We start from the raw sequence: 23,651 nt of genomic DNA, 5'->3' as shown, positions 1-23,651 counted from the left end.
TCCTTTTTGTTTACTTTAATATCAGAAAATTGCGTGCAAAAAATAATAAGCATGGTCCTTACCATTAAAACGTTGGTAAGGACCATGCTTATATTAATTTACTGGGGTTTTGTCCCAGCCTCTTTTTGTTTGGATGAAAAGGAGTATAGTGGGGATTTTCAATAGAATTCCCCTTCATTTGCTTGATGAAGAGGAGTTGTACTTGAATTCTTACTTGATTTCCCCTTCATTACCTTGATGAAAAGGATTTGATCACAGATTCTTAACCGATTTCCCTTTCATTACCTTGATGAAGAGGAGTTGAACTCGAATTCTTAGCCGCTTTCCCCTTCATTACCTTGATGAAGAGGAGTTGAACTCGAATTCTTAGCCGCTTTCCCTTTCATTACCTTGATGAAGAGGATTTGAACTCGAATTCTTAGCCTCATTTCCCCTTCATTCGCTTGATGAAGAGGATTTAACCTTGAATTATTAACCAATTACCCCTTCATATATCGAATAAGGGATTTGAGCAGAATTCCTGCTTCAAATCCCCTTCAACCTAAAAGCTAATATATAAAATCTAACTTCTCTAACCCATTATAAAAGAGATAATATGAGTATACATTTCCATCTTCCGTATCTACATAAAGGGCTGTAAATGATTCTAACTCATCATTCTCATTCCATGTAAAAGAAAGTATTGCCTCTACCGCACCATTCTTAATTTCTTTGATGTCTTCTATTTCATAAGTAACAGTGGGGGATTGATAACCTTCTATTGCACCAATATCATACTTCCAAGTTTCTTTTCCATCTAATTCGGATTTCCCAATTCTATAATCTGCACCTAATAGATTTTCAATTTCAGATTTTGTTGCGTTTAAATCTACTTTCTTCCGTAACATTTCTACCGTCTCGTTATTAATCTCTATTGTAAAGTTAGTATCATCTTCAATTAGATAATAAGAAGTATTTGACTCAGTTCCTAACTTCAAATAATATACTTGCTCTTCGCTAATTGAAAATGGGATTCTATTCGTGGTGTAAAATTCCCCTGTAGATGCCCATTCTATTTCCATTTCAAGTTTTACTTTTTCTTGATTCAATTCATATTCCATAAATTCAAATTCCATTATTTCACCCGGTTTGATGGCTGTTCCATCCGCGTAAGAACCGGCTAGAGAATATTTCAGATCCTCATTTATATATACATTAACAGTCATCTGCTTCAATGAATATGGGGTGTAATTCATTACCTTTAGCTTTATTTTCTCAGCCGAAGATTCGCTTACGATAGGGTTCTTATCTTGACCACTCGGTGTAGGAATAGATTCGTGTTCACGCGCTATGTCCTGATTTGGGTTTGTAAAGAATGGAATTACAATGATAAACAATAGTAAAATAGCAACTGTAGATGCAAGATAGTATTTCCATTGTATCGTTCTTTGCTTCTTTCCTCTTTTGCCTATTTTTTGATTAATAGAAACTAATAACTCCTGTCTTTCCATCTCAGGTAATTGAAACTTCTCATTCATAGACTTTAACCGTTGATTTAATTCATCGTACTGTTTCATGACTAAAATTCTCCTTTTCCAATTCTTTTCGAAGTGCTTTCATGCCGCGAAACAAGTTCACTTTCACCTTGTTCTCCGACCAGCCTAGAATACTAGCAGTCTCTTTTATGGAGAACTCTTTTATTTTCCGCAATATGATCACATCTCGATAGGAAAGTTTTAGTTTACTTAGGGCTACGTACAATTCCCGTTCAGACTCATTTAAGACCGCGATTTGTTCCGGGGTATATTCAGTTGTTTGCATGATTGGTAGAGTTTCTAGGAAATAGGTAATTGGCTTTTTCTTTCTCATTTCATCAATTGCTGTATTACGTGCAATTCGAAATAACCATCCCCTTACATTATCACCTCGAAATGAATCAATATGGTTGAATGCACGAAGAAATGTATCTTGTAGGATGTCTTTTGCATGGTCGTGGTCACGAATTAAAAAACAAATATAATTAAATAAATCATGACTAAACTCGTGGTACCAATGATTAATCTGCTCTTTCTTAATCTGTAGGTCCATGACCTCAATTCCTCTCATTCTTTCTATTTACTTAATCAACGGTTGAGTGTCAATAAAGTTACATATTTTTATGATTCGGATGATATATATTCTTAAAATATGTAACTAAACATCAAAGTAAGTGCAAATAACTCGCCCCGGAAATATACTTCGCTTTCCGCAGGCGGCTGCTGAGCCAGGCAACTACAAAGAATTTGCTTCTTCGCTGCCTTGCACCGAGGAAGCCTACTGCGTAGCGTTACTTGCAGACGCAGGTGCATCAAAGGGGTCTCACCGATGCCTTTCCTCCTGCTGGAGTCTACGTATATTTCCGGGGCTAAAGTAGTGGTTGATCCTTATTACTATCTTATGATTAGTTTTATTCCAGCCATAATGAAGATTACTATTCACCTCTTACTGTCTGCACAACAAATTCTTTAAACTTATCTTCTTCCTCAATAGCTGGGTTGTGATTACTCTCTTCGAATATAGTTAAAGATGCATTTGGAATTAATTCTGCAATTTCCACTCCAAACTTAACTGGACATTGGGCATCGTATTTTCCAGCATAAATATAACTAGGAATCGTAATCTCCTTAATATCCTCCCGTATATCGTAAGTTGGGTACTCTACTCTTCGAAAATAATCTAATCTAGGTCCAACCGTTTTCCCGCTGTTCGGCTTCTTTAATGAGGCTTGTAACTTCTCCTCCGAATAATAAGACATTAATGCCCATTCATAACCTAATTCTCTTCTTTTTTCTACAGGTGTTGTTGGGTCTTCTAGTTTGTTCATGATCTCTACAATTCTATTAAAGTTAGGATTCTTGGAGCAGTAGATAGAATCAGGATCTGCGCCATATTCATAGCTAGCCGCGGCTCCTCCAGCAATGATTTTTGTTAATGAATCTTGTTTTAAAATAGCATACTTTAATGCCAACATGCCTCCGGTAGAATGCCCTGCAAATCCCCACTTATCATATCCTAGCGATTCTCTAATTGCTTCAAGGTCGAGGACCGTATTATCCATACTATATTCATGTTCGTCTTCTACTTTGACAGAGTTCCCAGCACCTCTTAAATTAATAAGGTATACATGATAATGCTCGGTAAAAGTGTCAGCAAATTGATTTCCATTTTCATTATAAGCACTATAATGATGCGTAACTGCTAAAGGTTCACCTTGCCCTTTTTCAAATACTTCAAACATACCTCTTTTTGTTTCTAGTAGTCTTTTATTCCACATGATCAAAACCCCTTTACATTTAATAACTTTCTAACCTCTATACACACTAGCGGATTTTTCCATCATTCAAGATGTTTGTCCAATAGTTTCCTCTAAAGAGAGAATACATTATTACGTAAGATATCTAATAAATAAGGAGGGATTTATATGAAATTATATCTTGATCCCGGTCATGGCGGGACAGATCCTGGAGCACAAGGAAATGGTTTACGAGAGAAAGATATTAATTTAGATATAGCTCTAAAGATAAGAAGTTTAATAACAAGTCAATATGAAAACGTATCTGTAAAAATGAGTCGAACTAGTGATACGACCAAAAGTCTTACTCAACGGACGAATGAAGCTAATTCTTGGAATGCAGATTATTATGTGTCGATTCATTGTAATTCGTTCAATGGTTCAGCCCAAGGATATGAAGACTATATTCATAGCGGTCTAGCTGATTCGTCACAAACTGCTAGATACCGTGATATACTTCATACAGAAATCACAAAAGTCAATCAACTAAGGAACCGTGGTAAGAAGAAAGCCAATTTCCATGTTTTACGTGAATCCACGATGCCTGCGATTTTAACTGAAAATGGTTTTATTGATAACAACCATGATGCAGCATTAATGCGAAATGAATCATGGCGACAAAAAGTTGCCCAAGCACATGTTGATGGAATTGCCCGTGCATTTAATCTTAAAAAGAATGATTCAAGTCCATCCCCTAGTCCAAATGTAATCTTTCGTATTATTGCTGGATCATTTCAATCTCGAAAAAATGCAGAAAATCGCCAAGCTTTACTCGCTAATAATCAAATTGATTCCTTTATTGCATCAGTTACAATTTCAGGAAAAGTTTGGTACCGAGTGCAAGCAGGTGCTTTTACTAGTCGTGAAAATGCAGAAGAGCATCTCACAATTGTTAAACGTATCGTATCCGATGCTTATATTGTGCAGGAGCAACGATGATTTCAAAAGACAAAAGTATTGTGATTATCTCAGCTATGTCCAATTTATATAAATTGGACATAGTTTTTTTATAATTTATTTCCATTACGAATCATAATCTCTTGTTTCATTTTGAGGATCCAATTTTATTCTAGCAATTTTCTAAATTAATGGATAGTATTTTCAAAAGCTATTGTTCAAAACGAAAACGCATAGCTAGTAAACTATGCGTTCTATTTGTGAGCATTCTCATTCTTTTTCTCTAAATATAACTCGTACTGTTTATGTAAATCTTTTAATGCTGAAATGATTGCATTACTTGCTTTTCCCATATAATGGCTTTTAATGGCTTTAACTGGTTGGTCTATTCCATCTTGCAAGCTATATCCTCTTAACAACTGTTGCACAAAATCGCGGCCATGTTCCGTAGCTAGCGTACAACTAGCTGCAACAATGACACCATACTTTCGGTCTATTTCGGCCGTTATTGTTAATGTTTCATACATATTTTGGGCTGCCATGCCGGATGGTAATCTAGAATGGCCTGCTATGAAAACCGTATTCATTAGTCTACCACTCCTTGAACTATGCCTTTAAAACCTAATTTCCTAGAAATTTGTATAGCTGTTTCTTTTGATTTCAACTTTATTTTAGATAAATTATCTCCTTCAAAATAAGTAGACAATCCACTAATAGTAAGTGCGGCGATTACTCGATTTCGATAATCATAGATTGGATAAGAAATTCCAGTCGTATTTTCATCCTGCTCACTAACGCTATAGGAATAGCCTTCTATTTTTATTCGTTCAAGCTCTCGTAATAATAATTCCTTATTTATTCCACGAGCTATTACGCCATCATTTATTATTTTCTCTTGTTTCACTTTAGGTAAGTGGGCTAACAAAAGTTTAGGGCCAGAACCAATATAGAGTGGTGAGTTTTTACCAATCCTTGTGTGTAATCGAATTGCTTTTGAACTTTCCACCTTTTCAATATATGTTGCTTCATTATTATTAACAATAACTAAATGAACCGCCTCTAAGATTTTTTTGGCTAGCTGTTCCATATACGGGTATGCAACTCTTCTCACTTCTAATTGATCAGATACAAGCTGACCTAATTCTAGAAGTTTTAGTCCTAACCGATAGCGACTATCATGTTCATTTTCTTTTAATTTATATACATAATTCATTGATTCTAACGTAGTCAATAAACGATATGCTGTGGGCTTTGGAAGATTTGAACGCTCAGCTATTTCTTTGAGAGTAAGTTCATAATTATTCTCATCAAATAAATTTAGTAAATTAAGTGCTTTTCTAACACTTTGGTTCATCTTTATTCTCCCTTATTAGCAATTAGAAAAAGGAGAGGCAACCAGAGGATTCACCCTCTAGCAACCTCTATTTCCTTTAAGATTGAACAACGGAGTCTGTCTTTACAATAGATTCTTTGATTTCAACTCCACGTTTTGCCATCTCTTTAATGTAAACATCACCAGGTACACTTTGTTCTGGTGGGTATACTCCTTTTTTCGCTATCGTTCCATTTCCAATCATTTGTGCAACAACGGAGATCGTGTTTGCAGTCGCCCTTGCCATCGCAGTTACCTGATTCTTCCGGTCTTTAAAAGTTGCCATTTCATATTGATAGGATGTTTCTTCACCGTCTTTAATTCCAGAAACAACTACACGTAGTAGTACTGCATCATCACGGTCTCCTAGTTCCACAATTGGGTCAAGAACTTTGAGCAGGACATCTCTTGGTTTCACCTTTTGGCCATTTAAATCAATCTCATAATCATTTCTAGTTAAATTTAAATCTACTAGTAATTTAAATTTCTCGGCATGACCAGGATATCGAATTGTTTTATATTCTAATGTATCTATATTTGGAAAAGAAATGGATAATGTAGAAGTCCCACCAGATGTATGGAATGCTTCTAATGGCCCAAATTTTTCAAAATGTAGCCGCTCTACTTCTGATAAGGATGGAACTTCTTGTTTAACTCCATTTCGAATGATTAATGATGGATCTGTATAATGGTCAAATAATCCTTCCATAGAAAATACATGATAATATTCAAGTGGAGGCTCAGGTTTTACCGGAATTCCCCCAACATATAATTTAATTGATTTCAGTTCATCTAATTTGCTAGCTCCATAGCCTGATAGAATATTAATCATTCCAGGTGCTACACCAAGGTCTGGAATTAATGTTACTTTAGCAACTTCTGCATCCTCATGCATAGCTAATACCTTATCGGTAATGTGGCCAATATGGCCTCCTAAGTCGACTGAACTCACTCCAACTTGAATTGCGGTCTTTGCTACTATTTCATTAAAGGAGTAGAATAGTGCGTTAATTATTACATCATATTGGCGCATGAAATTAGCTAATTCTTGTTCATCAGATGCATTGACTTGATGAGCTGTTAACTTAGGTGAATTTAATTGATCAACAACTTGTTGGGCACGATTAAGATCAATGTCTGCTAAGCCAATTGCTGTTACCCCTTCACTTAACGTTAAATCACGCGCCGCTTCTTTTCCCATTAGTCCTGATCCTAGTACTCCGATTTTCATCGAATCACTCCTTTTAGTAAAATTTGTTTGCTTCCTTCAATTAGATTCATTTCAATAAAACTCTTTTAAATATGGTTAGTCTTCTTATGTTTATGAGTGACCGTTGCTCGCAGTTTTCTGCTCCAATGGGCACTCACTTCGCTTATGAGTGACCGTTGCTTCGAATTTTCTGCTCCAACGGGCACTCATCTCGCTTATGAGTGACCGTTGCTCCTAGTTTTCTGATCCAAACGGCTCTCATTTCGCTTATGAGTGACCGTTGCTTGCTAATTTCAACTCCAAACGGCACTCATCACACTTATGAGTGACCGTTGCTCCTAGTTTTCTGATCCAAACGGCTCTCATCTCGCTTATGAGTGACCGTTGCTTCGAGTTTTCTGCTCCAACGGGCACTCATCACACTTATGAGTGACCGTTACTACAAGTTTTCTGATCCAAACGGCTCTCATCACACTTATGAGTGACCGTTACTCGCAGTTTTCTGATCCAAACCGCACTCATCACACTTATGAGTGACCGTTACTCGCAGTTTTCCGCTCCAACCGGCACTCATCATCCTTATGAGTGACCGTTGCTACAGGTTTTCTGATCCAAACGGCTCTCATCTCGCTTATGAGTGACCGTTGCTACAAGTTTCCATCTCCAATGGGCACTCATCACACTTATGAGTGACCGTTACTACAAGTTTTCTGATCCAAACGGCACTCATCACCCTTATGAGTGACCGTTACTCGCAGTTTTCTGCTCCAACCGGCACTCATCTAACTTATGAGTGACCGTTACTCGCAGTTTTCCGCTCCAACCGGCACTCATCTAACTTATAAGTGACCGTTGCTTGCAAATTTCAACTCCAATGGTCACTCATAAACTGTGTCTTAATTATTATCAATTTGAGCACGTTGTAATTTGCCACTAAAGTCTACATAGACAGACTTCCATTCCGTAAATACATCTAGTGCTTGAACCCCTGAATCACGGTGACCGTTACCAGTACCTTTCGTTCCTCCAAATGGTAAATGGATTTCTGCTCCAGTCGTTCCTGCATTCACATAAACGATACCTGTATCTAGATCACGCTGTGCTCTGAATACACGGTTTACGTCTTTTGTAAAAATAGAACTTGATAAACCATACGTAACACTGTTATTTACTTCAATTGCTTCTTCAAAACTTTTCACAGGAATTAAAGAAACAACTGGTCCAAAAATTTCTTCTTGTGCAATACGCATCGAATCTTTTGCATCTGTGAATAATGTCGGTGCGAAGAAGTTACCACCTGTATGATCACCGTCTGTTAATTCATATCCACCAGCAAGAAGTTTTGCTCCTTCTTCTTTTCCAATTTCAATATATTTCTTGATTTTTTCAATACCAGCTTTATTAATAATTGGTCCTACCTTAATCGAAGAATCAAGTCCATTACCAATTGTTAGTTTTTCCATTTCAACTAATAGTCGTTCTTCCAATGCCTCTTTCACATCTTCATGGACAATTACACGACTACAAGCTGTACAACGTTGACCACTTGTTCCAAATGCACTCCATAAAATTCCTTCTACTGCAAGGTTCAAATCAGCATCGTCCATTACGATTACCGCATTCTTTCCACCCATCTCAAGTGAAACTTTCTTCAATTGGCGTCCACATTCTGCGGCAATATTTCTACCAACATCATTTGACCCAGTAAAGGAAATAACACGAATATCATCATGGTGAACCATGGCGTCTCCTACTTCTGATCCACTACCAAAGACAACATTGATGACTCCTTTTGGTAAGCCTGCTTCTTCAAATATTCTCGCTAATTCATAGGCCATAATAGGTGTTTCTGTTGCAGGTTTCCAAACTACTGCATTTCCTGCAACAATTGCAGGGAAGGACTTCCATGTTGCTATAGCAATTGGGAAGTTCCAAGGTGTAATTATTCCAACTACGCCAATTGGAGCTCGAACACTCATCGCAAACTTATCTCTTAACTCAGATGGTGTTGTTTGACCAAATAGTCGTCTCCCTTCGGCTGCCATGTAAAATGCCATATCAATACCTTCTTGCACTTCACCTCGAGCTTCATCAATGACTTTTCCATTCTCCATTGTTAGCAGCTGTGACAATTCTTCTTTTCTTTCTTTTAACAAGTAACCTACACGATATAGTACTTCCGCACGCTCTGGCGCAGGAACTTTAGCCCATTCTTTTTGTGCTTTTTTCGCAGCCTGAACTGCTGCTTCTACACTACTTGCATCTGATAATGGAACATCTAAAATTGCTTCACCTGTTGCCGGATTAATTACAGAGGTCGTTTTTTCAACATCAACCCATTCCCCATTAATAAAGTTTGCTAGTTTTTTTGTTTTAACTTCTACCATTTGTAAAAAACCTCCTATGATTATTAATTAAATAGATTTATAGTTTGGGGGACTGTCCCCTCAGTGATGATATTGTTGTTGATACAGAAATTTGTTCGACATCAGTAAGAATTTCAATTACTGTTGGTAAACCTACTTTTAACGCTTGACTAAAAGCATTTTTGAATTCTCCTATTGATTGTACGGTTATCCCTTGTGCTCCTACTGCGTTTGCGATTGCTGCAAATGAAACTTCCCCTAAGTCTGTACCTACGACTCTTCTTGGGTAATGGATTTCTTGATGCATTCGAATCGTTCCATAACTATTATTATTAAAAACTAATGCAATTACTGGAATATTTTCTCTCACTGCTGTTTCTAATTCTTGTACGGTCATCATAAAACCACCATCTCCGGAAAGAGAAACAACTGTTTTATCTGGTGAACCTAATTTAGCACCTATTGCTGCTGGCAATCCGTAACCCATTGCACCTGATGTTGGCCCGACATACGTATGTTTCTCAATAAATGGATAAAACGCATGGAGCCATCCTGCAAAGTTACCTGCATCGTTGGTAAGGAGTGCACTTGTTGGCAACATATCTACCATTGCTTTTATAATCTGCTTATTGATTACATCATCCTCACTTACTACTAACCGACTAGTAGACTCATAGCGAAGGTGTCCAGTCTCAGCCCATTGTGGCCAAGAGCCATGTAATTTTATCTCAGCAAAAGCATCTAATGCCTTATCCATATCTGCAATGATAGCTAAGTCTGGAGGATATACTTTACCAATCACTTCTGACTCGATATCTACATGAATGAGTGTTTGATCATTCGTTAATAATGTATAATCTTGTGTCGTTACTTCAGACAATCTCGTTCCAAGTGCTAAAATAACGTCCGCCTCTTTCACTGTTTCGAGAATCGGTTTAGGAGTTCCTAATCCTAGATGACCTGCATACAAATAATGGCGATTAGGAAACACATCATGACGACGGAAAGCAGCCATTACCGGAATTTGTAGTTGCTCGGCAAAAGCAATTAACTTCTCTTCTGCTTGGGCGAGTTTGACACCACCTCCAGCAATGATGAGTGGTTGTTTCGCTTGTTCTAATATCTTTTCCACCTTTAAGACTTCTTCATTGGAGGGAGCTGGTTTAGGAATCGTTATTTCCGGACCAAAATACATTTCCGCTTCCACAGGTAATACATCCTCCGGCAAAGAAACAACTACAGGACCTGGTCTACCCGACCTAGCGATTCGAAATGCCCTTCCTACTAGTTCAGGCATTCGTTCCGCATCCTTTACTTCTACAGCCCATTTAGTAATCGGTTTGAAAAATTGGTCTAAATCAACTTCTTGAAACCCTTCCCTCCCACGGAACTTACTATGTACTTGCCCCAAGAAAACAACCATCGGAGTAGAATCTTGATAAGCAGTGTGTACTCCAATTGAGAGATTTGCTGCACCGACACCCCTAGTTGCAAGAACAACTCCTGGCTTCAACGAACTCTTCGCATAACCTTCAGCCATAAAGGCTGCTCCACCTTCATGCCTTGCGGAAACCACATCAACCGTTTCTTCATCGTAAAGAGCATCTAAGAGTGGTAAATAACTCTCTCCAGGTACACAAAAAACTTTATCGATGCCTTCTCTTTTGATACATTTAACAATTGCTTCCGCAGCAGTCATCATAGTTAAAACTTTTGTATTCATTAGGAACTCACTCCCTTGCTTGTAAACTCTTTTATTCTCCTAATTACCTCGTCAATACGATCTAATTGTACGGATAAGGAGATACGAATATATCCTTCACCTGATGGACCAAAGGCTGTACCTGGAGTAACAATGACACCTACATCTTCTAATAACCTCTCTGAAAACTCAGCTGATGTATATCCTTTTGGGATTTTCGACCATATAAAGATGGACCCTCTTGGTTTTTCTACTTCTAAACCAGCTTCTATTAATCCCTGATACATTCGTTCCATTCTTTCTTTAAATATTTCACCATGTTTTTTCACATCGGATAAATCACTACGTAATGCATGTGCAGCTGCTATTTGGATTGGGAGAAATTGGCTTGTGTCAATATTACTTTTTAATGTATGAAGTGCCTTAATTAACTCTTTATTTCCAACTACATATCCAATACGCCAACCAGTCATATTAAAACTTTTAGATAGTGATCCAAATTCCACAGCTACTTCTTTTGCATTTGGTACTTGTAAAATACTAGGTGACTTATACCCATCGAATGTCACTAAGTCATAAGCTGCATCATGCACTACAGCAATTCCATTTTCTTTTGCAAATGTAACCGTTTCCAAAAATGTGTTTAATTCGACTGTGGCTGCTGTTGGATTACCTGGATAATTAAGAAACAATAACTTGGCGGCTTTTTTATTTTCTTCTTTGATTTGATTGTATAGTGGGACATAACCATTATCCGCATCAAGCGGAAAATAGACACTATGTCCACCTGCTAAGTGGGTCGCAGTTTGATAAACAGGATAACCTGGGTCTGGGATGAGTACGGTATCACCTGGATTAATACACGCTTGAATAAGATTCGCTATCCCTTCTTTTGAACCAATTAGCGTTAATATTTCAGAATTCGGGTCTAACTCAACTCCATAATGATGCTTATAAAAATATGCGACAGCTTCTCTAAAATCTTTACATCCATCATATGAAGAATATCGGTGATTTTTTGGCAATTGTACTTCTTCACAAAGTTTATCAATGATAAACTTTGGAGTCGGTAAATCTGGTGCGCCAATTCCTAAGTCAATTACATCCATACCTTTTGCTTGTAATTCTTCTTTTCGCTTATTAAGCCTTGAGAATAAATACGGTGGTAAATCTTTGACTTTATCCGACACATACATCGTTTCCACTCATCCTCCCATTTCAATATACGAAATGCCATTTCATATATCTGACAACAGTATAATCCTATTAACTAATTTTTTCAATTATTATTAAAAAATAAAATATTTTTGATACAATGAAATAGTAAGCGCTTACTTTTAATGGAGGTGACAAAATGATTGTAAATAAAGAATATGCCCTATCATTGGATAAGGAAGATCCAATTAGTCATTTTCGAGAAGAGTTTTATGTTTCTGATGAAATTATCTATTTGGACGGTAACTCATTAGGGCTCTTGTCTAAACGTTCAGAGAAGGCAGTTCTCACACTTCTTGACTCGTGGAAAAAATATGCCATAGATGGGTGGACAGAAGGAAACAACCCTTGGTTTTATTTATCAGAAGAAATGGGAAAACAATTTGCTTCTCTAGTAGGAGCAACAGACAAGGAACTAATTGCAACTGGTTCTACAACAACTAATCTACATCAATTACTTGCAACATTTTATAAACCAAAAGGAAATAAAACAAAAATTCTTGCCGATGAATTGAATTTCCCATCTGATATTTACGCAATAAAAAGTCATTTGCAATTACATGGCTTATCCCCTGAAGACCATCTTGTTACGGTTAAAAGTAGAGATGGCCATACATTAAGAACGGAAGATATTATTTCGCAGATGACCGATGAGATAGCATTAATTATTCTTCCAAGTGTTCTATATCGAAGTGGCCAAATTTTAGACATGAGTGCTATTACGACCGCTGCACATGAAAGAGATATTGTCATCGGCTTTGACTTATGCCATTCTATTGGCTCTGTCCCACATGATTTATCAAATTGGAAGGTAGATTTTGCTTTTTGGTGTACATATAAACATTTAAATGGTGGTCCAGGTAGTGTGGGAGGTATTTATGTAAATGAAAAACATTTAGGAAAAGAGCCTGGGCTTTCTGGATGGTTTAGTTCAGCCAAAGATAAACAATTTGATTTAGAATATGAACTTACTCCAGCTCTAACAGCTGGGGCCTACCAAATTGGTACACCGCATATACTTAGCTTAGCCCCACTCATTGGATCATTAGAAATATTTAACGAGGCTAGGATCGAAACCATTCGAAAAAAATCACTACAGTTAACGGATTATTTAATTCGTTTAATTGAGGCTGAGCTGACAGAGTACACTTTTGAGATCACAACTCCAAAAGAAGCTCACGCAAGGGGCGGTCATATATATCTCACCCACCAAAATGCTGCAAGTATTTGTAAAGCTTTAAAGTCAAATGGAGTCATTCCTGATTTTAGGAATCCTAATGGAATACGCTTAGCACCAGTGGCTCTTTATAATACTTTTGAAGAAGTATGGAAAACCGTTCAAATTTTAAAAAGGATAATGGAAGAAGAACAATATAAAAAATATGATAATACAAGAGGAGTTATTGCTTAATGACAAAATGGATTGATATTACCCAAGCCCTAACGAACGATATGGCTCATTGGCCTGGTGACCGACCATTTACTTTTGAAGTAGCTGCCACAAAAGAACAAACGGGTTCTGCAAATGTTGGAAAAATAACGACGAGTGTCCATATGGGTACCCATGTCGATGCTCCATTTCACTTTTCTAATGATGGCGATACAATAGATAAAATACCAATCGAAACATATATTGGAGAGGCAAAAGTGATTGACGTTAGTAAGTATGATTCGATCACTCCCAATGTGTTAGAACAATTTCAATTAGACGGGGTGAAAAGACTATTACTTCGAACTTCACTACCAAATAATCCTAAATATTTCCCTGAGGAGATTCCATTTCTAGATCCCTCAATTGCACCGTACTTAAGTGAACTAGGGATTTTACTTTTAGGAGTAGATATGCCGTCTGTCGACCCAATTACTAGTAAAACATTAGATACACATCACGCCCTACACAAGCATGGAATCTATATCCTTGAAAATCTAATGCTCGACCATATTGACATTGGGAATTATGAATTAATTGCTCTTCCACTAAAAATAGTTGGTGCGGATGGTAGCCCTGTTCGTGCAGTATTGCGTCCAATTAAGGAGGATGAATAATGGCTGAGGATTTCAATGAATCATCTTATTCAAAAGACGGAGCGCATACTGATTTTAAAGAGAAAATGACTTATGGAGATTATTTACAGTTAGAAACATTATTAGACAGTCAAAAACGTCTTTCTAACCATCATGATGAAATGCTTTTTATTATTATTCATCAAACAAGTGAACTATGGTTAAAATTAATGATTCATGAAATTGAAGCTGCAACAGAGGCCATTGCAAAGGGAGATTTTCAGAGTGCCTTTAAAATGCTAGCTAGAGTAAGCAAAATTCAATCTCAAATTATTCAAGCCTGGGACGTACTATCAACCTTAACACCTTCAGAGTATATGGAGTTCCGCAATTTCTTAGGAAATGCATCCGGATTTCAGTCTTATCAATATCGATTAGTAGAATTTGTATTAGGTTATAAGACACCACATATTATTAAGATTTATGAAAAAGATCCTAATCTCCATACTCGATTGAAGAAGGCATATGATTCACCAGGACTGTATGATATTTCCATACTAGCATTATCTAGGCATGGATTTCCTATAAACAACCATATACTAGAACGCGACTTCACGAAGAAGTATGAACAAGACCCTTCTGTTGCAAATGCATGGCTCCAAGTTTACCGTAAAAAAGAGATGTACTGGGACCTCTATCAATTAGCTGAAAAGCTAGTTGATATTGAAGATTGGTTCCAACAATGGAGATTCCGTCATATGAAAACAGTCGAACGGATTATTGGTCACAAAGCAGGTACTGGTGGTACATCAGGTGTTGGTTACTTAAAACACGTATTAGATCACTACTTTTTCCCTGAATTATGGGAAATAAGAACGCAATTATAATAAAAAACTTAGAGGAAGCCCTCTAAGTTTTTTTATTAGTTATTACCTTTTCCGTTATTTCCTTGTCCCTTACCATTGTTTCCATTATTTCCTTTGCCGTTGTTGCCATTATTACCTTTGTTTTCTTTATGTTTGTTTCTCTCGGCTTTTTCTGCTTTCTTCTCAGCCTTTTCTAATGCCTTTTCAGCTTTCTTTTCTACTTTTTCTGAAGCTTTATTTTCTTTTTTATTAGAGTCTTTTTTCACTTCTACTATTTTTAAATCTTTTGCATCCTTTTCTATTTCCGATTCTTTATCTGTTACTGGTGGTTGAACTGTAAATGTTGCTTTTTCTTCTGAGCTCTCTTTTGCTTTATCTTTTTCCTCTAGTTCAACTGGCTCTTCCTGCTTAGCTACTTTATTTGAACGTTTTTCAATTTTTTCCGCTAATTTAGCAAAGGATTTCTCGATATTTTTCATAATCGCTGCTTGTGCTTTAGGATTGTCTACTTTAGCTAATACAGCTGATAATGCATTAATATTATTCGCTAGTTTAACCTTAACTTTTTCTCCCTCTTCTGTATCCTCTTTTTCCGCTTCTTCCTCTACTACTTCGTCAGTTTCTTCAACTACGACTTCATCAGTTTCTTCTGTACCTTCTTCATTTGTATTACTTTCTTCCGTTACTATTTCGTTACCTTCTTCTTTATTATTTGTATCATCTTCATTATTTGCTGATTCCTCTTCAACCTTTAGTTCTGCCTCTTCTTGCAACTCTAATGCTTTTTGAAGTAATTCACTAGCTTTTTCGTATTCTCCTTGTTGGATTAAAGCATTTGCTTCACCAATTCGTTCAGCAGCAAGCTCTGCCAGTAATTGACCTTTTTTATAATCATTAAATGTTAATGCTAATTGGATTTTTTCTTGAATTACTTTTACAAAATAGAAAAAGTCTCCAGGAATTAGGCCAACTTCAACCTCTTCCATTGCTTCTTCTTCGTTATTTTCAGTATTAGTGCTTTCGTCTGTAACTTCATTATCTTCATTTGTTTCTACATTTTCTTCTTCCTGAGAAAGTGTAGTTTCATCCTGTGGTGCTGTAATAACTAGTCCCTCATCGTTCTCCTCTGCAAATACAGCAGTTACTCCTGATGTTAAGACCGTTGAGACTAGTACTGTACTAGTTACTAATACAGTTATCTTCTTTGATAATTTCATTTATTGTTCCTCCTCGAACTGTATATATTATTATTTGCGTTATATATTTCGAGGGGTATGAGAATTTATATGTCCCTTTTTGTAGAAAAAATAAAAATGCGAGAATAAATTAATTATCCTCGCAACACAGTTACCTATTTCTGCTTATAAATCTTCTAAAATCCTGAAAACTACTTGATATTTTTCCTCATCAAACAATTCGGCAATATGCACTTTTTTTCCATGGCCAAATACGACTTCTGTCCCAGACATTGCAACTACCATTGCTTTTGTATTTGTTTCCACATCCAAAAATACATCCCCTACTACTGGTTTTACTATATCTTCATCACTATCCATTAAATAAGAGATACTCTCATCTTGGATTTGTTGTTCTTCAGGGACTAAATTCTTATCATAATAGGCAATTTCTTGACTTGCTTCTGCCTTTCCTGGGACCATGACAACATATTCGTGATGTTTTACTCCATTATCCCTTGTCGTTACTACGTTCCCATCCTCTACACTAGCAACTTTCTCAATGGAATTTAATGAATAATGATCCAAAAAGTCAGGCGCTGGTTTCGTAATTAATATATAATCACCTGGATTTGGTCGCCTATTCTCATCTATCGTATACCGTTTTCCGTAGAAAATAAATGTATCATTATGTTTAGGCTTATATAATGTAATCTCGTTTGCACTCGTTAATACTTGCTTCATATCCTTCATTCTATATAAATGGACTGACTTCTTGAACATATGTTTAACAGTATATACTTTATGTAATTCATTTTGATAAAAAACAAACTGACCTTTCCGAACCTGATAGAGCTTCACCGAACAGCCTCCTAGGAAAAGAATAATAATTATTCTTTAGCTTTTGTAAGAAACCCTGGATTTAAACATATTTCATAAAACTTTATCTCACATTCTTATCCATATGAGCAAAAAGCTGATTCGTATCTACCTTTCCTACAATTCGTTTTAACTGTAATGAATCACCTTGTAGCCATTTTTTAAAATTAATGATGACTGGTTCCCTGTCGCCACCGAGTGCAAACCATGCTTTCTGTTCCTTTGGAAAATATGCTGACGTATGAATTGTCCCAGCCCAATTTTTATATTGATCTGAAAAAACACCTTTATCAGAGTCATTCATCATTCGAAATGCATCATAAGCATTCATTACATTCTCTTTGTGAGCATTTATGGCATCCATTCTTTTAAATGAATCATCTAGGTGGTATCTGTTTTCATGTTTCATTAATTCAAAATGATTCGTACAAACGTTTGAACTACGAACTTCTACTCCACGAGGTGTTGCTTCAACTATGTAAGTATCTCCTAATTGATCAAGGACAACATAACTAAACGAATGACGATGAGGAATTTCTTTTAACATTTGAATGGCTTCTTCAACAGTAGCGCAGTTCTCCAAGACCATTCTTCCAATCATATTACAAATAAATCCATCTCCAGGTTTCTTTCGATGCATGAAGTTATACCCCATCACCAACCCTTTTTCGTTCATCCCATCCATTCTTCCTGTAATACGTTGACTTGGACCTATGATTGCATAGCCTTGATCTGTTGGTTGATAAAGTGTATATCTACCTTCATATGTTTTTGGATGATAGTCATAGTTACGAATCATATAATCTGTATCTGTAAAAATGGAACAACCACTTCGCATATAGTGAAGACGATATCCGCCAAATTCTCGTAATACTTCTTGCATATCCCATTTCAGAGCATCTTGTAATCCAAGTAATTCTTCCCAAATTGCAGGTGCAAACGGCTCAATTACATTTTTTACTTCTTCTTCTTTAATAATGAAATGGGCCCTGCGTAATTTCCAAATCCGTCTTCGATTTTCGATTAATAATGTATCTTTTAAGCGTTCTCCTTGCATAAATCCGAAGTCATAATGAGATCCTCTAAATTGAATAACGTCACTGTAGATTTGTTTCATTCGAATCAGTCCTTTATAGAATAGGATTGGGACAAAAGCTTTTCTAATTAGTAAGAACCGAATTATACGATTTGGGTGCAACTTACCCGCTCCGGGAATATACTTCGCTTTCACTTCCAGTACCGGGGCGACATCTGCTCGGAAAAACCATCGCAGTGTCTACCTCGCCGCGGGCGGCTGGTGAGCCAGGCTACTACTTGAATAAGCTTCCTTGCTGCCTTGCACCGAGGAAGCTTTCTTCGTAGCGTTACTTGCAGACGCAGGTGCATCTGTGGGGTCTCACCTAAGCCTATCCTCCCGCAGGACAAGGAACGCTTCGACAGCGACACATCGCACGCAGAAAAAAGTGATATTCTTTTTTCAAGGAGTCTACGTATATTCCCGGAGCTAATAATGCTTATTGTTCTTCTTTTAGGTCTTACATTTAATTTTGTCTCATCCTTGTCATTATTCTTTACATATTCTCAAATTCTTCTACTAACAAGGATAATTCTTCCCATCTTTCCATTTTCGCATCGAGTTGTTCGTTTACTTTTTGTTGTTCTGCGAAGAGGGATTGTACTTTTTCAGAATCACTTCCTGCAGCTGCGATTGCTTCTTCTAATTCTGCAACTTTATCTTCCAGTGCTGCAATCTGGTCTTCAATTTCATTCCATTCTTTTTGTTCCATATAAGATAATTTTTTCTTTTGTTTAGGCTTTTGTTCTTCTTTTTGTACTTTTATGGATTTCTTTTCGACTGGTTGTTGTGAGGATCTAAACTCGCTGTAATTACCGAAGAATGGATTAATTTGACCATTTCCTTCAAACACGAATAATTTATCTACAACCCGGTCTAAGAAATATCGATCATGGGAAACAGTGATGACTACCCCCGGAAAATGATCTAAATATTCTTCTAACACACTTAATGTTTGTGTATCTAAATCATTTGTTGGTTCATCAAGAAATAGAACATTCGGCTCTGTCATTAACACTTTTAATAGATAAAGACGCCTTCTTTCCCCACCAGAAAGTTTGCGGATATAGTTATATTGTTCATATCGAGGAAACAGAAAACGCTCAAGCATTTGTTCAGCAGTAATAACATCTCCATCTATCGTATAGATTATTTCTGCAACCTCTTTTATATAATCAATTACTCTTTTTTCACCATCTAATTCTTCATCACCTTGCGTGTAATAACCAATTTTTACTGTTTCCCCAATGGTTACTTCGCCACTATCTGGTTGTAAACGTTTCGCCATAATATTTAACAAAGTTGTTTTTCCAGTTCCATTGGCTCCTACAATCCCAATCCTATCACCAGGAATAATTAACTGACTAAAATCTTGAATAAGCTGTCGACCTTCGAATGCTTTCGAAATATGTTCTAATTCCAATACTTTTTTGCCAAGACGTGTAGACCCAATTTGAAACTCTACTTGTTTTGATCCTGTTTGGAAGGTTTTCTCTTTTAATTCATGTACTCGATCTATTCTTGCTTTTTGTTTTGTTGTTCTTGCTTTCACACCTGCTTTTAACCATGCTAACTCTCTTTTCAATGTGTTTGCATGCTTCTGTTCATTACTTCGCTCTAGTTCCTCTCGCTCGGCCTTTTTCTCAAGAAAGACTTCATAGTTTCCTTCATAGATATAGAGATTTCCTTTATCTAATTCAAAAATTTTATTTGTCACTCGATTTAAGAAATATCGATCGTGAGTAACGAGTAATAATGCGCCTTTAAAACTTTGTAAATACTTTTCCAACCACTCAACTGTTTCGTTATCCAAATGGTTCGTTGGTTCATCCAGTATTAATAGATCTGCAGGTTGAATTAACGCTTTAGCTATAGCAATTCGTTTACGCTGACCACCCGATAATTCGGTTACACTTTTATTAAAATCGGTAATACCTAATTTTGTTAGAATGGTTTTTGCAGCTGTATTTGCTTCCCAAGCTTCATGCTCATCCATCTTTTGTTGTACTTTTATTAACGCCTCTTGAATCTTTGTATTTTCTGGATCCGCAGATAGCTTTTGTAGGGTGCTTTCATATTCTCGCATTACCTTCATTATTGTTGCTTCACCATAGTAAATTTGCTCAATTACAGATAAGTTTGGATCTAATTCAACTTCTTGCGGTAAATACTCAATGCGATATTCTTTTGGAAATTGAACCGTACCACTTTCCGCTGAGTCCAAGCCTGCAATTACTTTTAGGAAACTAGATTTCCCTGTCCCATTCACACCTATTAAACCAATCCGGTCCTCATTAGTTATCGTACAGCTTATATCTTTAAATAGAATTTTATCTCCATAAGATTTATGTAAATTTTCAATTGTTAACATAACTAGTCCTTCCTTAACAACTTAACGTTAATTTGAATTCTTGCGCTGACTAATAAATTGCTTCACCAATAAAACAATTAATAACAGTAACCATGATGTAACTACGTAAAATATCATCTTACTTAATTGGTCCATCTCGTCTAAGAAGAAGACCATCCCTGTCCAAACAAATGCTATAATAATAATTTGATAAATTAAAGGTTTCATGTCTATATCCTCCTGTAAAATCTCCTACATATCAGTTTACATTACCAATACGTTTTTTACCATTTGTCTGCAATGCAAAAAACAATGTAAACTTTGTAAATATCCATATATAATCGTACATAATAGAAGTACCGAATTTTATTATTGGGGGGAAACAGATGGTATTACAAAAAGGGAAAAATAACTGTATTACTGATGTCGAAGGGGTTCTAGTTGGTCATAAAACACTCTATGAAAAATTAAATGAGGAAGACACTATTTGTACTGGAGTGACCGCTATCCTTCCACACCCTAGAAATCTTTTCTATGAAAAGGTTAGAGCTGCAAGCTACGTCATAAATGGTTATGGTAAAACAAGTGGCCTTGTTCAAGTTGACGAACTGGGGTTAATTGAATCACCGATAATGTTAACGAATACATTAAGTGTAGGTCCAGTACTTGAAGGTACTGTTTCCTATATGTTAGAACAAAACAAAGAACTAGGAGATTCAGCAGGGACATTGAATGTCGTTGTCGGAGAATGTAATGATGGCCATTTAAACTCAATGAGGTTACAATCTATCAAACCAGACCATGCAATAGAAGCAATTAACAACGCCAAAAGTAAACCGACCGAACAAGGAGCTATTGGAGCAGGTAAAGGGATGATTTGTTTCGGATATAAAGGTGGCATTGGTACTGCATCAAGAGTTGTAACAGCGAAGGAAAAATATACAGTTGGTTGCTTAGTATTAAGTAATTTTGGCAATAGTGAGGATGCTTTATTTGCAAACTTTGTCGAGAAAAAGAAAAATCCTAACAGTACGGACGGATCGATTATGATGATCATCGCAACAGATGCACCAGTCTATGATAGGCAATTAAAACGATTAGCAAAACGTACAGCTGCTGGATTAGGGAGAGTGGGTAGTCATATGGCCAATGGCAGTGGTGATATTGCCATTGCTTTTTCCACAGCGAATACATTTAGCCATAATGCAAATGGCCATCTAGATTCAATCACTTATTTACGAGATGACGATAAAGCTATGAGCCAACTATTCCAAGCAGTAGCAGAAGTAACAGAAGAAGCAATAATTAATTCCTTAATCCACGCAGATACTACGATAGGTCAGAAAGGAAGAGTTATAGAAAAAGCACCACTATAAATGTGGTGCTTCTCTCCTCTTTTGTTACGTTCTACTTTGATTTGGAGTAGAATGGTTTTGGAACATCTGCTCGAAACAACATCAACTGATTTGTTACCGGGTGATGGAAAGATAATATTTTTGCATGTAAACCAAGTCTACCAATCTCATTCGTTTTTGCACCATATTTTTTGTCACCAACTACTGGATGACCTAAATCACTCATATGGACACGAATTTGATTTTTCCGTCCTGTCTCTAGTTGTAGCTCTACTAAAGAAAACTTATCGTTATGTTGAATACGTTTAAAGTGAGTGATAGCCAATTGACCATTCTTGTCCTGGACAGAATACATGTGATGTGTTTTACTTTCCTTTAACCAGGATTTGACCATTCCTTCTCGTTGTTCTAGTTTCCCTTCCACAAGTGCTACATACGTTCTTTCCTTCACAAGTTCTTTCCAGTTATCTTGTAGTTTTCGCTTCACCTTTTCACTCTTCGCGAACATCATCACACCTGAAGTTTCCTTATCTAATCGATGAACGACAAATACTCGATTTCTAAGATCTTGGCGTCGGACATGTTCCATTAACTGGTGTAAGGCAGTCCGATGTTTTTCTTTTTCTGTTGCAATAGATAAAAGGCCTGCATCTTTATTAATTACAATAATATCTTTATCTTCGTACAGAATTTCCATGCCGATTAGTACATTTTCTCTAACGGCAACCTTATTTTTTAACACGCTTACGCTCTGACCTGGTCGTAGGGGATAATTGTGTTTGGTCACTATATGGTCATCTACTTTCACCTGACCACGTGTAAGTATGGACTTTACTGAATTTCTACTCCGATTAGACATCTGGCTTAATAAAAATGGCAACAATTCATCTGATTTAGTAATTTTAAAATTTAACGTATCGTTCTTTTGTGTTGGCCTTTTGTTATATGACATGTTAATTTACTCCTAATCTTCGTCTTTTACGTCGATATCCTCTGGAATTGGTTCATTCAAATACTCTTGAATCATTAATTTATATTTCTCCACTTGTTCAAAGTGTGTTGTAAATTGACTTTTGTTTACTAGGTACTGCTCTCCATCATGAATTGCTCGAATCCTGCCTTGTAATACGAGAGATTTCACTTTCGCTTCATTCATGGATAAATATTCTGCTAACTCCGGAATTGTTACATACATGAAGAACACCATCCTTTTTGAACTTTGAAAGTAATCTTTTTACTATAATTTCCTGATAAGGAAATATTAAAACTACATAAAGGAGATTATACACTAATAAAGTATTTATTAAAAACTAATATTAAACAATAAAAAAAGAGCTGTGACAAAAACTACCTTTAATGTAGTTTTTGTCACAGCTCTTTCAAATTTAAATATTAAGCCCTCTGTCTATACTCTAGAAATTCTCCCTTTGGTACATTCAATGCATTACAAAGTGTGTCTATTGGATAATGTTTTTCTAAGGTTCGAATTGCTTGGTATTTTTCTTCTTCGCCATCTAAAAGAAAATTCAGACAAGTTTTTAAAGCCTCAACCTCTATTTTTAATTCTTCGACTTGTTTTTCGACTTGTAATAGTTTACTTTCTTCTACTTTTTCGAATGACCTATCAAAAGCATGTGGACCTTCTTTTTTATATTTTTTGATCCATTCATACACATTATCCCGATGGCGTATTCCTAAGTCTTTTATTACATCTTGTACAGGTCGATCTTCTTCTAGAACTAATCTTACTGCCTCTAATTTTGTCTGTTTGCTATACCTACTATATAGTTGCTTTTGTTTTTTCAAAGCCCCATCTCCCCTGCTGCCCTAATAAAGTGAAGATAAGCTTATCATACAATATAGTGCATTACACTA

The 23,651-nt window shown here is 36.4% G+C and carries 22 protein-coding genes; 5 read left to right on the top strand and 17 right to left on the bottom strand.

The features are described 5' to 3' along the window. Nucleotides 1-548: 548 nt before the first annotated feature. The 3 genes from IEV35_RS17395 to IEV35_RS17385 form a co-directional block, all read right to left on the bottom strand. On the bottom strand, nt 549-1,556 hold the full coding sequence (locus IEV35_RS17395) for a hypothetical protein (RefSeq protein WP_188385921.1): 1,008 nt from the start codon (nt 1,554-1,556) through the stop codon (nt 549-551). Next, nucleotides 1,540-2,067: an RNA polymerase sigma factor gene (locus IEV35_RS17390; protein WP_188385920.1), complete on the bottom strand. Its 528-nt coding sequence runs from the start codon at nt 2,065-2,067 to the stop codon at nt 1,540-1,542. The genes IEV35_RS17395 and IEV35_RS17390 overlap by 17 nt, the downstream gene beginning before the upstream one ends. 382 nt (nt 2,068-2,449) lie before the next feature. Next, the gene (locus IEV35_RS17385; protein WP_188385919.1) at nt 2,450-3,292 is read right to left on the bottom strand and encodes an alpha/beta fold hydrolase; all 843 of its coding nucleotides are present in this window, start codon (nt 3,290-3,292) and stop codon (nt 2,450-2,452) included. Between the two features lie 147 nt (nt 3,293-3,439). Between IEV35_RS17385 and IEV35_RS17380 the strand changes: the two genes are divergently transcribed. After that, nucleotides 3,440-4,249: an N-acetylmuramoyl-L-alanine amidase gene (locus IEV35_RS17380; protein ID WP_188385918.1), complete on the top strand. Its 810-nt coding sequence runs from the start codon at nt 3,440-3,442 to the stop codon at nt 4,247-4,249. A gap of 212 nt (nt 4,250-4,461) precedes the next feature. Here the strand turns inward: IEV35_RS17380 and IEV35_RS17375 are convergent, their stop codons facing one another. The 6 genes from IEV35_RS17375 to IEV35_RS17350 all read right to left on the bottom strand — a co-directional run bounded on the left by IEV35_RS17375 (nt 4,462) and on the right by IEV35_RS17350 (nt 12,053). Beyond that, entirely contained in the window at nt 4,462-4,794 is a 333-nt protein-coding gene (locus tag IEV35_RS17375) for a DUF3870 domain-containing protein (RefSeq protein WP_188385917.1), read from the bottom strand. Then, complete coding sequence (locus IEV35_RS17370; protein ID WP_188385916.1) at nt 4,794-5,561, bottom strand: IclR family transcriptional regulator; 768 nt, start codon at nt 5,559-5,561, stop codon at nt 4,794-4,796. The genes IEV35_RS17375 and IEV35_RS17370 overlap by 1 nt, the downstream gene beginning before the upstream one ends. A 76-nt stretch (nt 5,562-5,637) precedes the next feature. Further along, complete coding sequence (locus IEV35_RS17365) at nt 5,638-6,810, bottom strand: saccharopine dehydrogenase family protein (RefSeq protein ID WP_188385915.1); 1,173 nt, start codon at nt 6,808-6,810, stop codon at nt 5,638-5,640. Between the two features lie 875 nt (nt 6,811-7,685). Beyond that, nucleotides 7,686-9,176 carry an aldehyde dehydrogenase family protein gene (locus IEV35_RS17360; RefSeq protein WP_188385914.1) on the bottom strand — a complete coding sequence of 497 codons (1,491 nt, stop codon included), beginning with the start codon at nt 9,174-9,176 and terminating at the stop codon, nt 7,686-7,688. 37 nt (nt 9,177-9,213) lie between these two features. Next, a complete protein-coding gene (locus IEV35_RS17355) occupies nt 9,214-10,878 on the bottom strand; it encodes a thiamine pyrophosphate-dependent enzyme (RefSeq protein WP_188385913.1) in 1,665 nt (554 codons plus the stop codon). Further along, the gene (locus tag IEV35_RS17350) at nt 10,878-12,053 is read right to left on the bottom strand and encodes an LL-diaminopimelate aminotransferase (protein WP_188385926.1); all 1,176 of its coding nucleotides are present in this window, start codon (nt 12,051-12,053) and stop codon (nt 10,878-10,880) included. Before IEV35_RS17350 ends, IEV35_RS17355 begins: the two co-directional genes overlap by 1 nt. Nucleotides 12,054-12,211: 158 nt before the next feature. Here IEV35_RS17350 and kynU point away from each other — a divergent pair, with 158 nt between their 5' ends. From kynU to kynA, 3 genes are read left to right on the top strand one after another with little or no spacing between them, the layout of a single operon-like run. After that, nucleotides 12,212-13,483 (top strand): kynureninase, encoded by a 1,272-nt coding sequence (gene kynU / locus IEV35_RS17345; RefSeq protein WP_188385912.1) that lies wholly within the window; start codon nt 12,212-12,214, stop codon nt 13,481-13,483. Then, the gene (kynB, locus tag IEV35_RS17340) at nt 13,483-14,118 is read left to right on the top strand and encodes an arylformamidase (protein WP_188385911.1); all 636 of its coding nucleotides are present in this window, start codon (nt 13,483-13,485) and stop codon (nt 14,116-14,118) included. The genes kynU and kynB overlap by 1 nt, the downstream gene beginning before the upstream one ends. Beyond that, nucleotides 14,118-14,963 carry a tryptophan 2,3-dioxygenase gene (gene kynA / locus IEV35_RS17335; RefSeq protein WP_188385910.1) on the top strand — a complete coding sequence of 282 codons (846 nt, stop codon included), beginning with the start codon at nt 14,118-14,120 and terminating at the stop codon, nt 14,961-14,963. The genes kynB and kynA overlap by 1 nt, the downstream gene beginning before the upstream one ends. 35 nt (nt 14,964-14,998) lie before the next feature. Here the strand turns inward: kynA and IEV35_RS17330 are convergent, their stop codons facing one another. The 5 genes from IEV35_RS17330 to IEV35_RS17310 all read right to left on the bottom strand — a co-directional run bounded on the left by IEV35_RS17330 (nt 14,999) and on the right by IEV35_RS17310 (nt 20,649). Then, nucleotides 14,999-16,159 carry a DUF5667 domain-containing protein gene (locus tag IEV35_RS17330; RefSeq protein ID WP_188385909.1) on the bottom strand — a complete coding sequence of 387 codons (1,161 nt, stop codon included), beginning with the start codon at nt 16,157-16,159 and terminating at the stop codon, nt 14,999-15,001. A gap of 144 nt (nt 16,160-16,303) precedes the next feature. Further along, a complete protein-coding gene (locus IEV35_RS17325) occupies nt 16,304-16,978 on the bottom strand; it encodes a hypothetical protein (RefSeq protein WP_188385908.1) in 675 nt (224 codons plus the stop codon). 82 nt (nt 16,979-17,060) lie between these two features. Then, nucleotides 17,061-18,113 carry a C45 family autoproteolytic acyltransferase/hydrolase gene (locus IEV35_RS17320; protein WP_188385907.1) on the bottom strand — a complete coding sequence of 351 codons (1,053 nt, stop codon included), beginning with the start codon at nt 18,111-18,113 and terminating at the stop codon, nt 17,061-17,063. Nucleotides 18,114-18,567: 454 nt separating this feature from the next. Next, nucleotides 18,568-20,442, bottom strand: a complete 1,875-nt coding sequence (locus IEV35_RS17315; RefSeq protein WP_188385906.1) for an ABC-F family ATP-binding cassette domain-containing protein — start codon at nt 20,440-20,442, stop codon at nt 18,568-18,570. Between the two features lie 27 nt (nt 20,443-20,469). Then, nucleotides 20,470-20,649: a hypothetical protein gene (locus IEV35_RS17310; RefSeq protein ID WP_188385905.1), complete on the bottom strand. Its 180-nt coding sequence runs from the start codon at nt 20,647-20,649 to the stop codon at nt 20,470-20,472. Nucleotides 20,650-20,807: 158 nt separating this feature from the next. Between IEV35_RS17310 and IEV35_RS17305 the strand changes: the two genes are divergently transcribed. Beyond that, nucleotides 20,808-21,797, top strand: coding sequence for a DmpA family aminopeptidase (locus IEV35_RS17305; RefSeq protein WP_188385904.1), 990 nt, complete (start codon nt 20,808-20,810; stop codon nt 21,795-21,797). Nucleotides 21,798-21,828: 31 nt separating this feature from the next. Here the strand turns inward: IEV35_RS17305 and IEV35_RS17300 are convergent, their stop codons facing one another. The 3 genes from IEV35_RS17300 to IEV35_RS17290 all read right to left on the bottom strand — a co-directional run bounded on the left by IEV35_RS17300 (nt 21,829) and on the right by IEV35_RS17290 (nt 23,582). After that, the gene (locus IEV35_RS17300) at nt 21,829-22,728 is read right to left on the bottom strand and encodes an RluA family pseudouridine synthase (protein ID WP_188385903.1); all 900 of its coding nucleotides are present in this window, start codon (nt 22,726-22,728) and stop codon (nt 21,829-21,831) included. 12 nt (nt 22,729-22,740) lie between these two features. Then, complete coding sequence (locus IEV35_RS17295; protein ID WP_188385902.1) at nt 22,741-22,971, bottom strand: helix-turn-helix domain-containing protein; 231 nt, start codon at nt 22,969-22,971, stop codon at nt 22,741-22,743. A gap of 197 nt (nt 22,972-23,168) precedes the next feature. Further along, the gene (locus IEV35_RS17290; protein WP_188385901.1) at nt 23,169-23,582 is read right to left on the bottom strand and encodes a transposase; all 414 of its coding nucleotides are present in this window, start codon (nt 23,580-23,582) and stop codon (nt 23,169-23,171) included. Nucleotides 23,583-23,651 lie beyond the last annotated feature (69 nt).

Origin of the sequence: Ornithinibacillus halotolerans, from assembly GCF_014637405.1 — a bacterium.
Lineage (GTDB): Bacteria > Bacillota > Bacilli > Bacillales > Amphibacillaceae > Ornithinibacillus > Ornithinibacillus halotolerans.
The sequence above is the reverse complement of the archived record's forward strand: the minus strand, read 5'-3'. Positions and strand labels throughout refer to the sequence as shown.

Excerpts from the sequence above, each read along its gene's own strand:
- IEV35_RS17395 (WP_188385921.1), bottom strand. The coding sequence starts at position 1,556 with ATGAAACAGTACGATGAATTAAATCAACGGTTAAAGTCTATGAATGAG.
- IEV35_RS17390 (WP_188385920.1), bottom strand. The coding sequence starts at position 2,067 with ATGGACCTACAGATTAAGAAAGAGCAGATTAATCATTGGTACCACGAG.
- IEV35_RS17385 (WP_188385919.1), bottom strand. The coding sequence starts at position 3,292 with ATGTGGAATAAAAGACTACTAGAAACAAAAAGAGGTATGTTTGAAGTA.
- IEV35_RS17380 (WP_188385918.1), top strand. The coding sequence starts at position 3,440 with ATGAAATTATATCTTGATCCCGGTCATGGCGGGACAGATCCTGGAGCA.
- IEV35_RS17375 (WP_188385917.1), bottom strand. The coding sequence starts at position 4,794 with ATGAATACGGTTTTCATAGCAGGCCATTCTAGATTACCATCCGGCATG.
- IEV35_RS17370 (WP_188385916.1), bottom strand. The coding sequence starts at position 5,561 with ATGAACCAAAGTGTTAGAAAAGCACTTAATTTACTAAATTTATTTGAT.
- IEV35_RS17365 (WP_188385915.1), bottom strand. The coding sequence starts at position 6,810 with ATGAAAATCGGAGTACTAGGATCAGGACTAATGGGAAAAGAAGCGGCG.
- IEV35_RS17360 (WP_188385914.1), bottom strand. The coding sequence starts at position 9,176 with ATGGTAGAAGTTAAAACAAAAAAACTAGCAAACTTTATTAATGGGGAA.
- IEV35_RS17355 (WP_188385913.1), bottom strand. The coding sequence starts at position 10,878 with ATGAATACAAAAGTTTTAACTATGATGACTGCTGCGGAAGCAATTGTT.
- IEV35_RS17350 (WP_188385926.1), bottom strand. The coding sequence starts at position 12,053 with ATGTATGTGTCGGATAAAGTCAAAGATTTACCACCGTATTTATTCTCA.
- kynU (WP_188385912.1), top strand. The coding sequence starts at position 12,212 with ATGATTGTAAATAAAGAATATGCCCTATCATTGGATAAGGAAGATCCA.
- kynB (WP_188385911.1), top strand. The coding sequence starts at position 13,483 with ATGACAAAATGGATTGATATTACCCAAGCCCTAACGAACGATATGGCT.
- kynA (WP_188385910.1), top strand. The coding sequence starts at position 14,118 with ATGGCTGAGGATTTCAATGAATCATCTTATTCAAAAGACGGAGCGCAT.
- IEV35_RS17330 (WP_188385909.1), bottom strand. The coding sequence starts at position 16,159 with ATGAAATTATCAAAGAAGATAACTGTATTAGTAACTAGTACAGTACTA.
- IEV35_RS17320 (WP_188385907.1), bottom strand. The coding sequence starts at position 18,113 with ATGAAACAAATCTACAGTGACGTTATTCAATTTAGAGGATCTCATTAT.
- IEV35_RS17315 (WP_188385906.1), bottom strand. The coding sequence starts at position 20,442 with ATGTTAACAATTGAAAATTTACATAAATCTTATGGAGATAAAATTCTA.
- IEV35_RS17310 (WP_188385905.1), bottom strand. The coding sequence starts at position 20,649 with ATGAAACCTTTAATTTATCAAATTATTATTATAGCATTTGTTTGGACA.
- IEV35_RS17305 (WP_188385904.1), top strand. The coding sequence starts at position 20,808 with ATGGTATTACAAAAAGGGAAAAATAACTGTATTACTGATGTCGAAGGG.
- IEV35_RS17300 (WP_188385903.1), bottom strand. The coding sequence starts at position 22,728 with ATGTCATATAACAAAAGGCCAACACAAAAGAACGATACGTTAAATTTT.
- IEV35_RS17295 (WP_188385902.1), bottom strand. The coding sequence starts at position 22,971 with ATGTATGTAACAATTCCGGAGTTAGCAGAATATTTATCCATGAATGAA.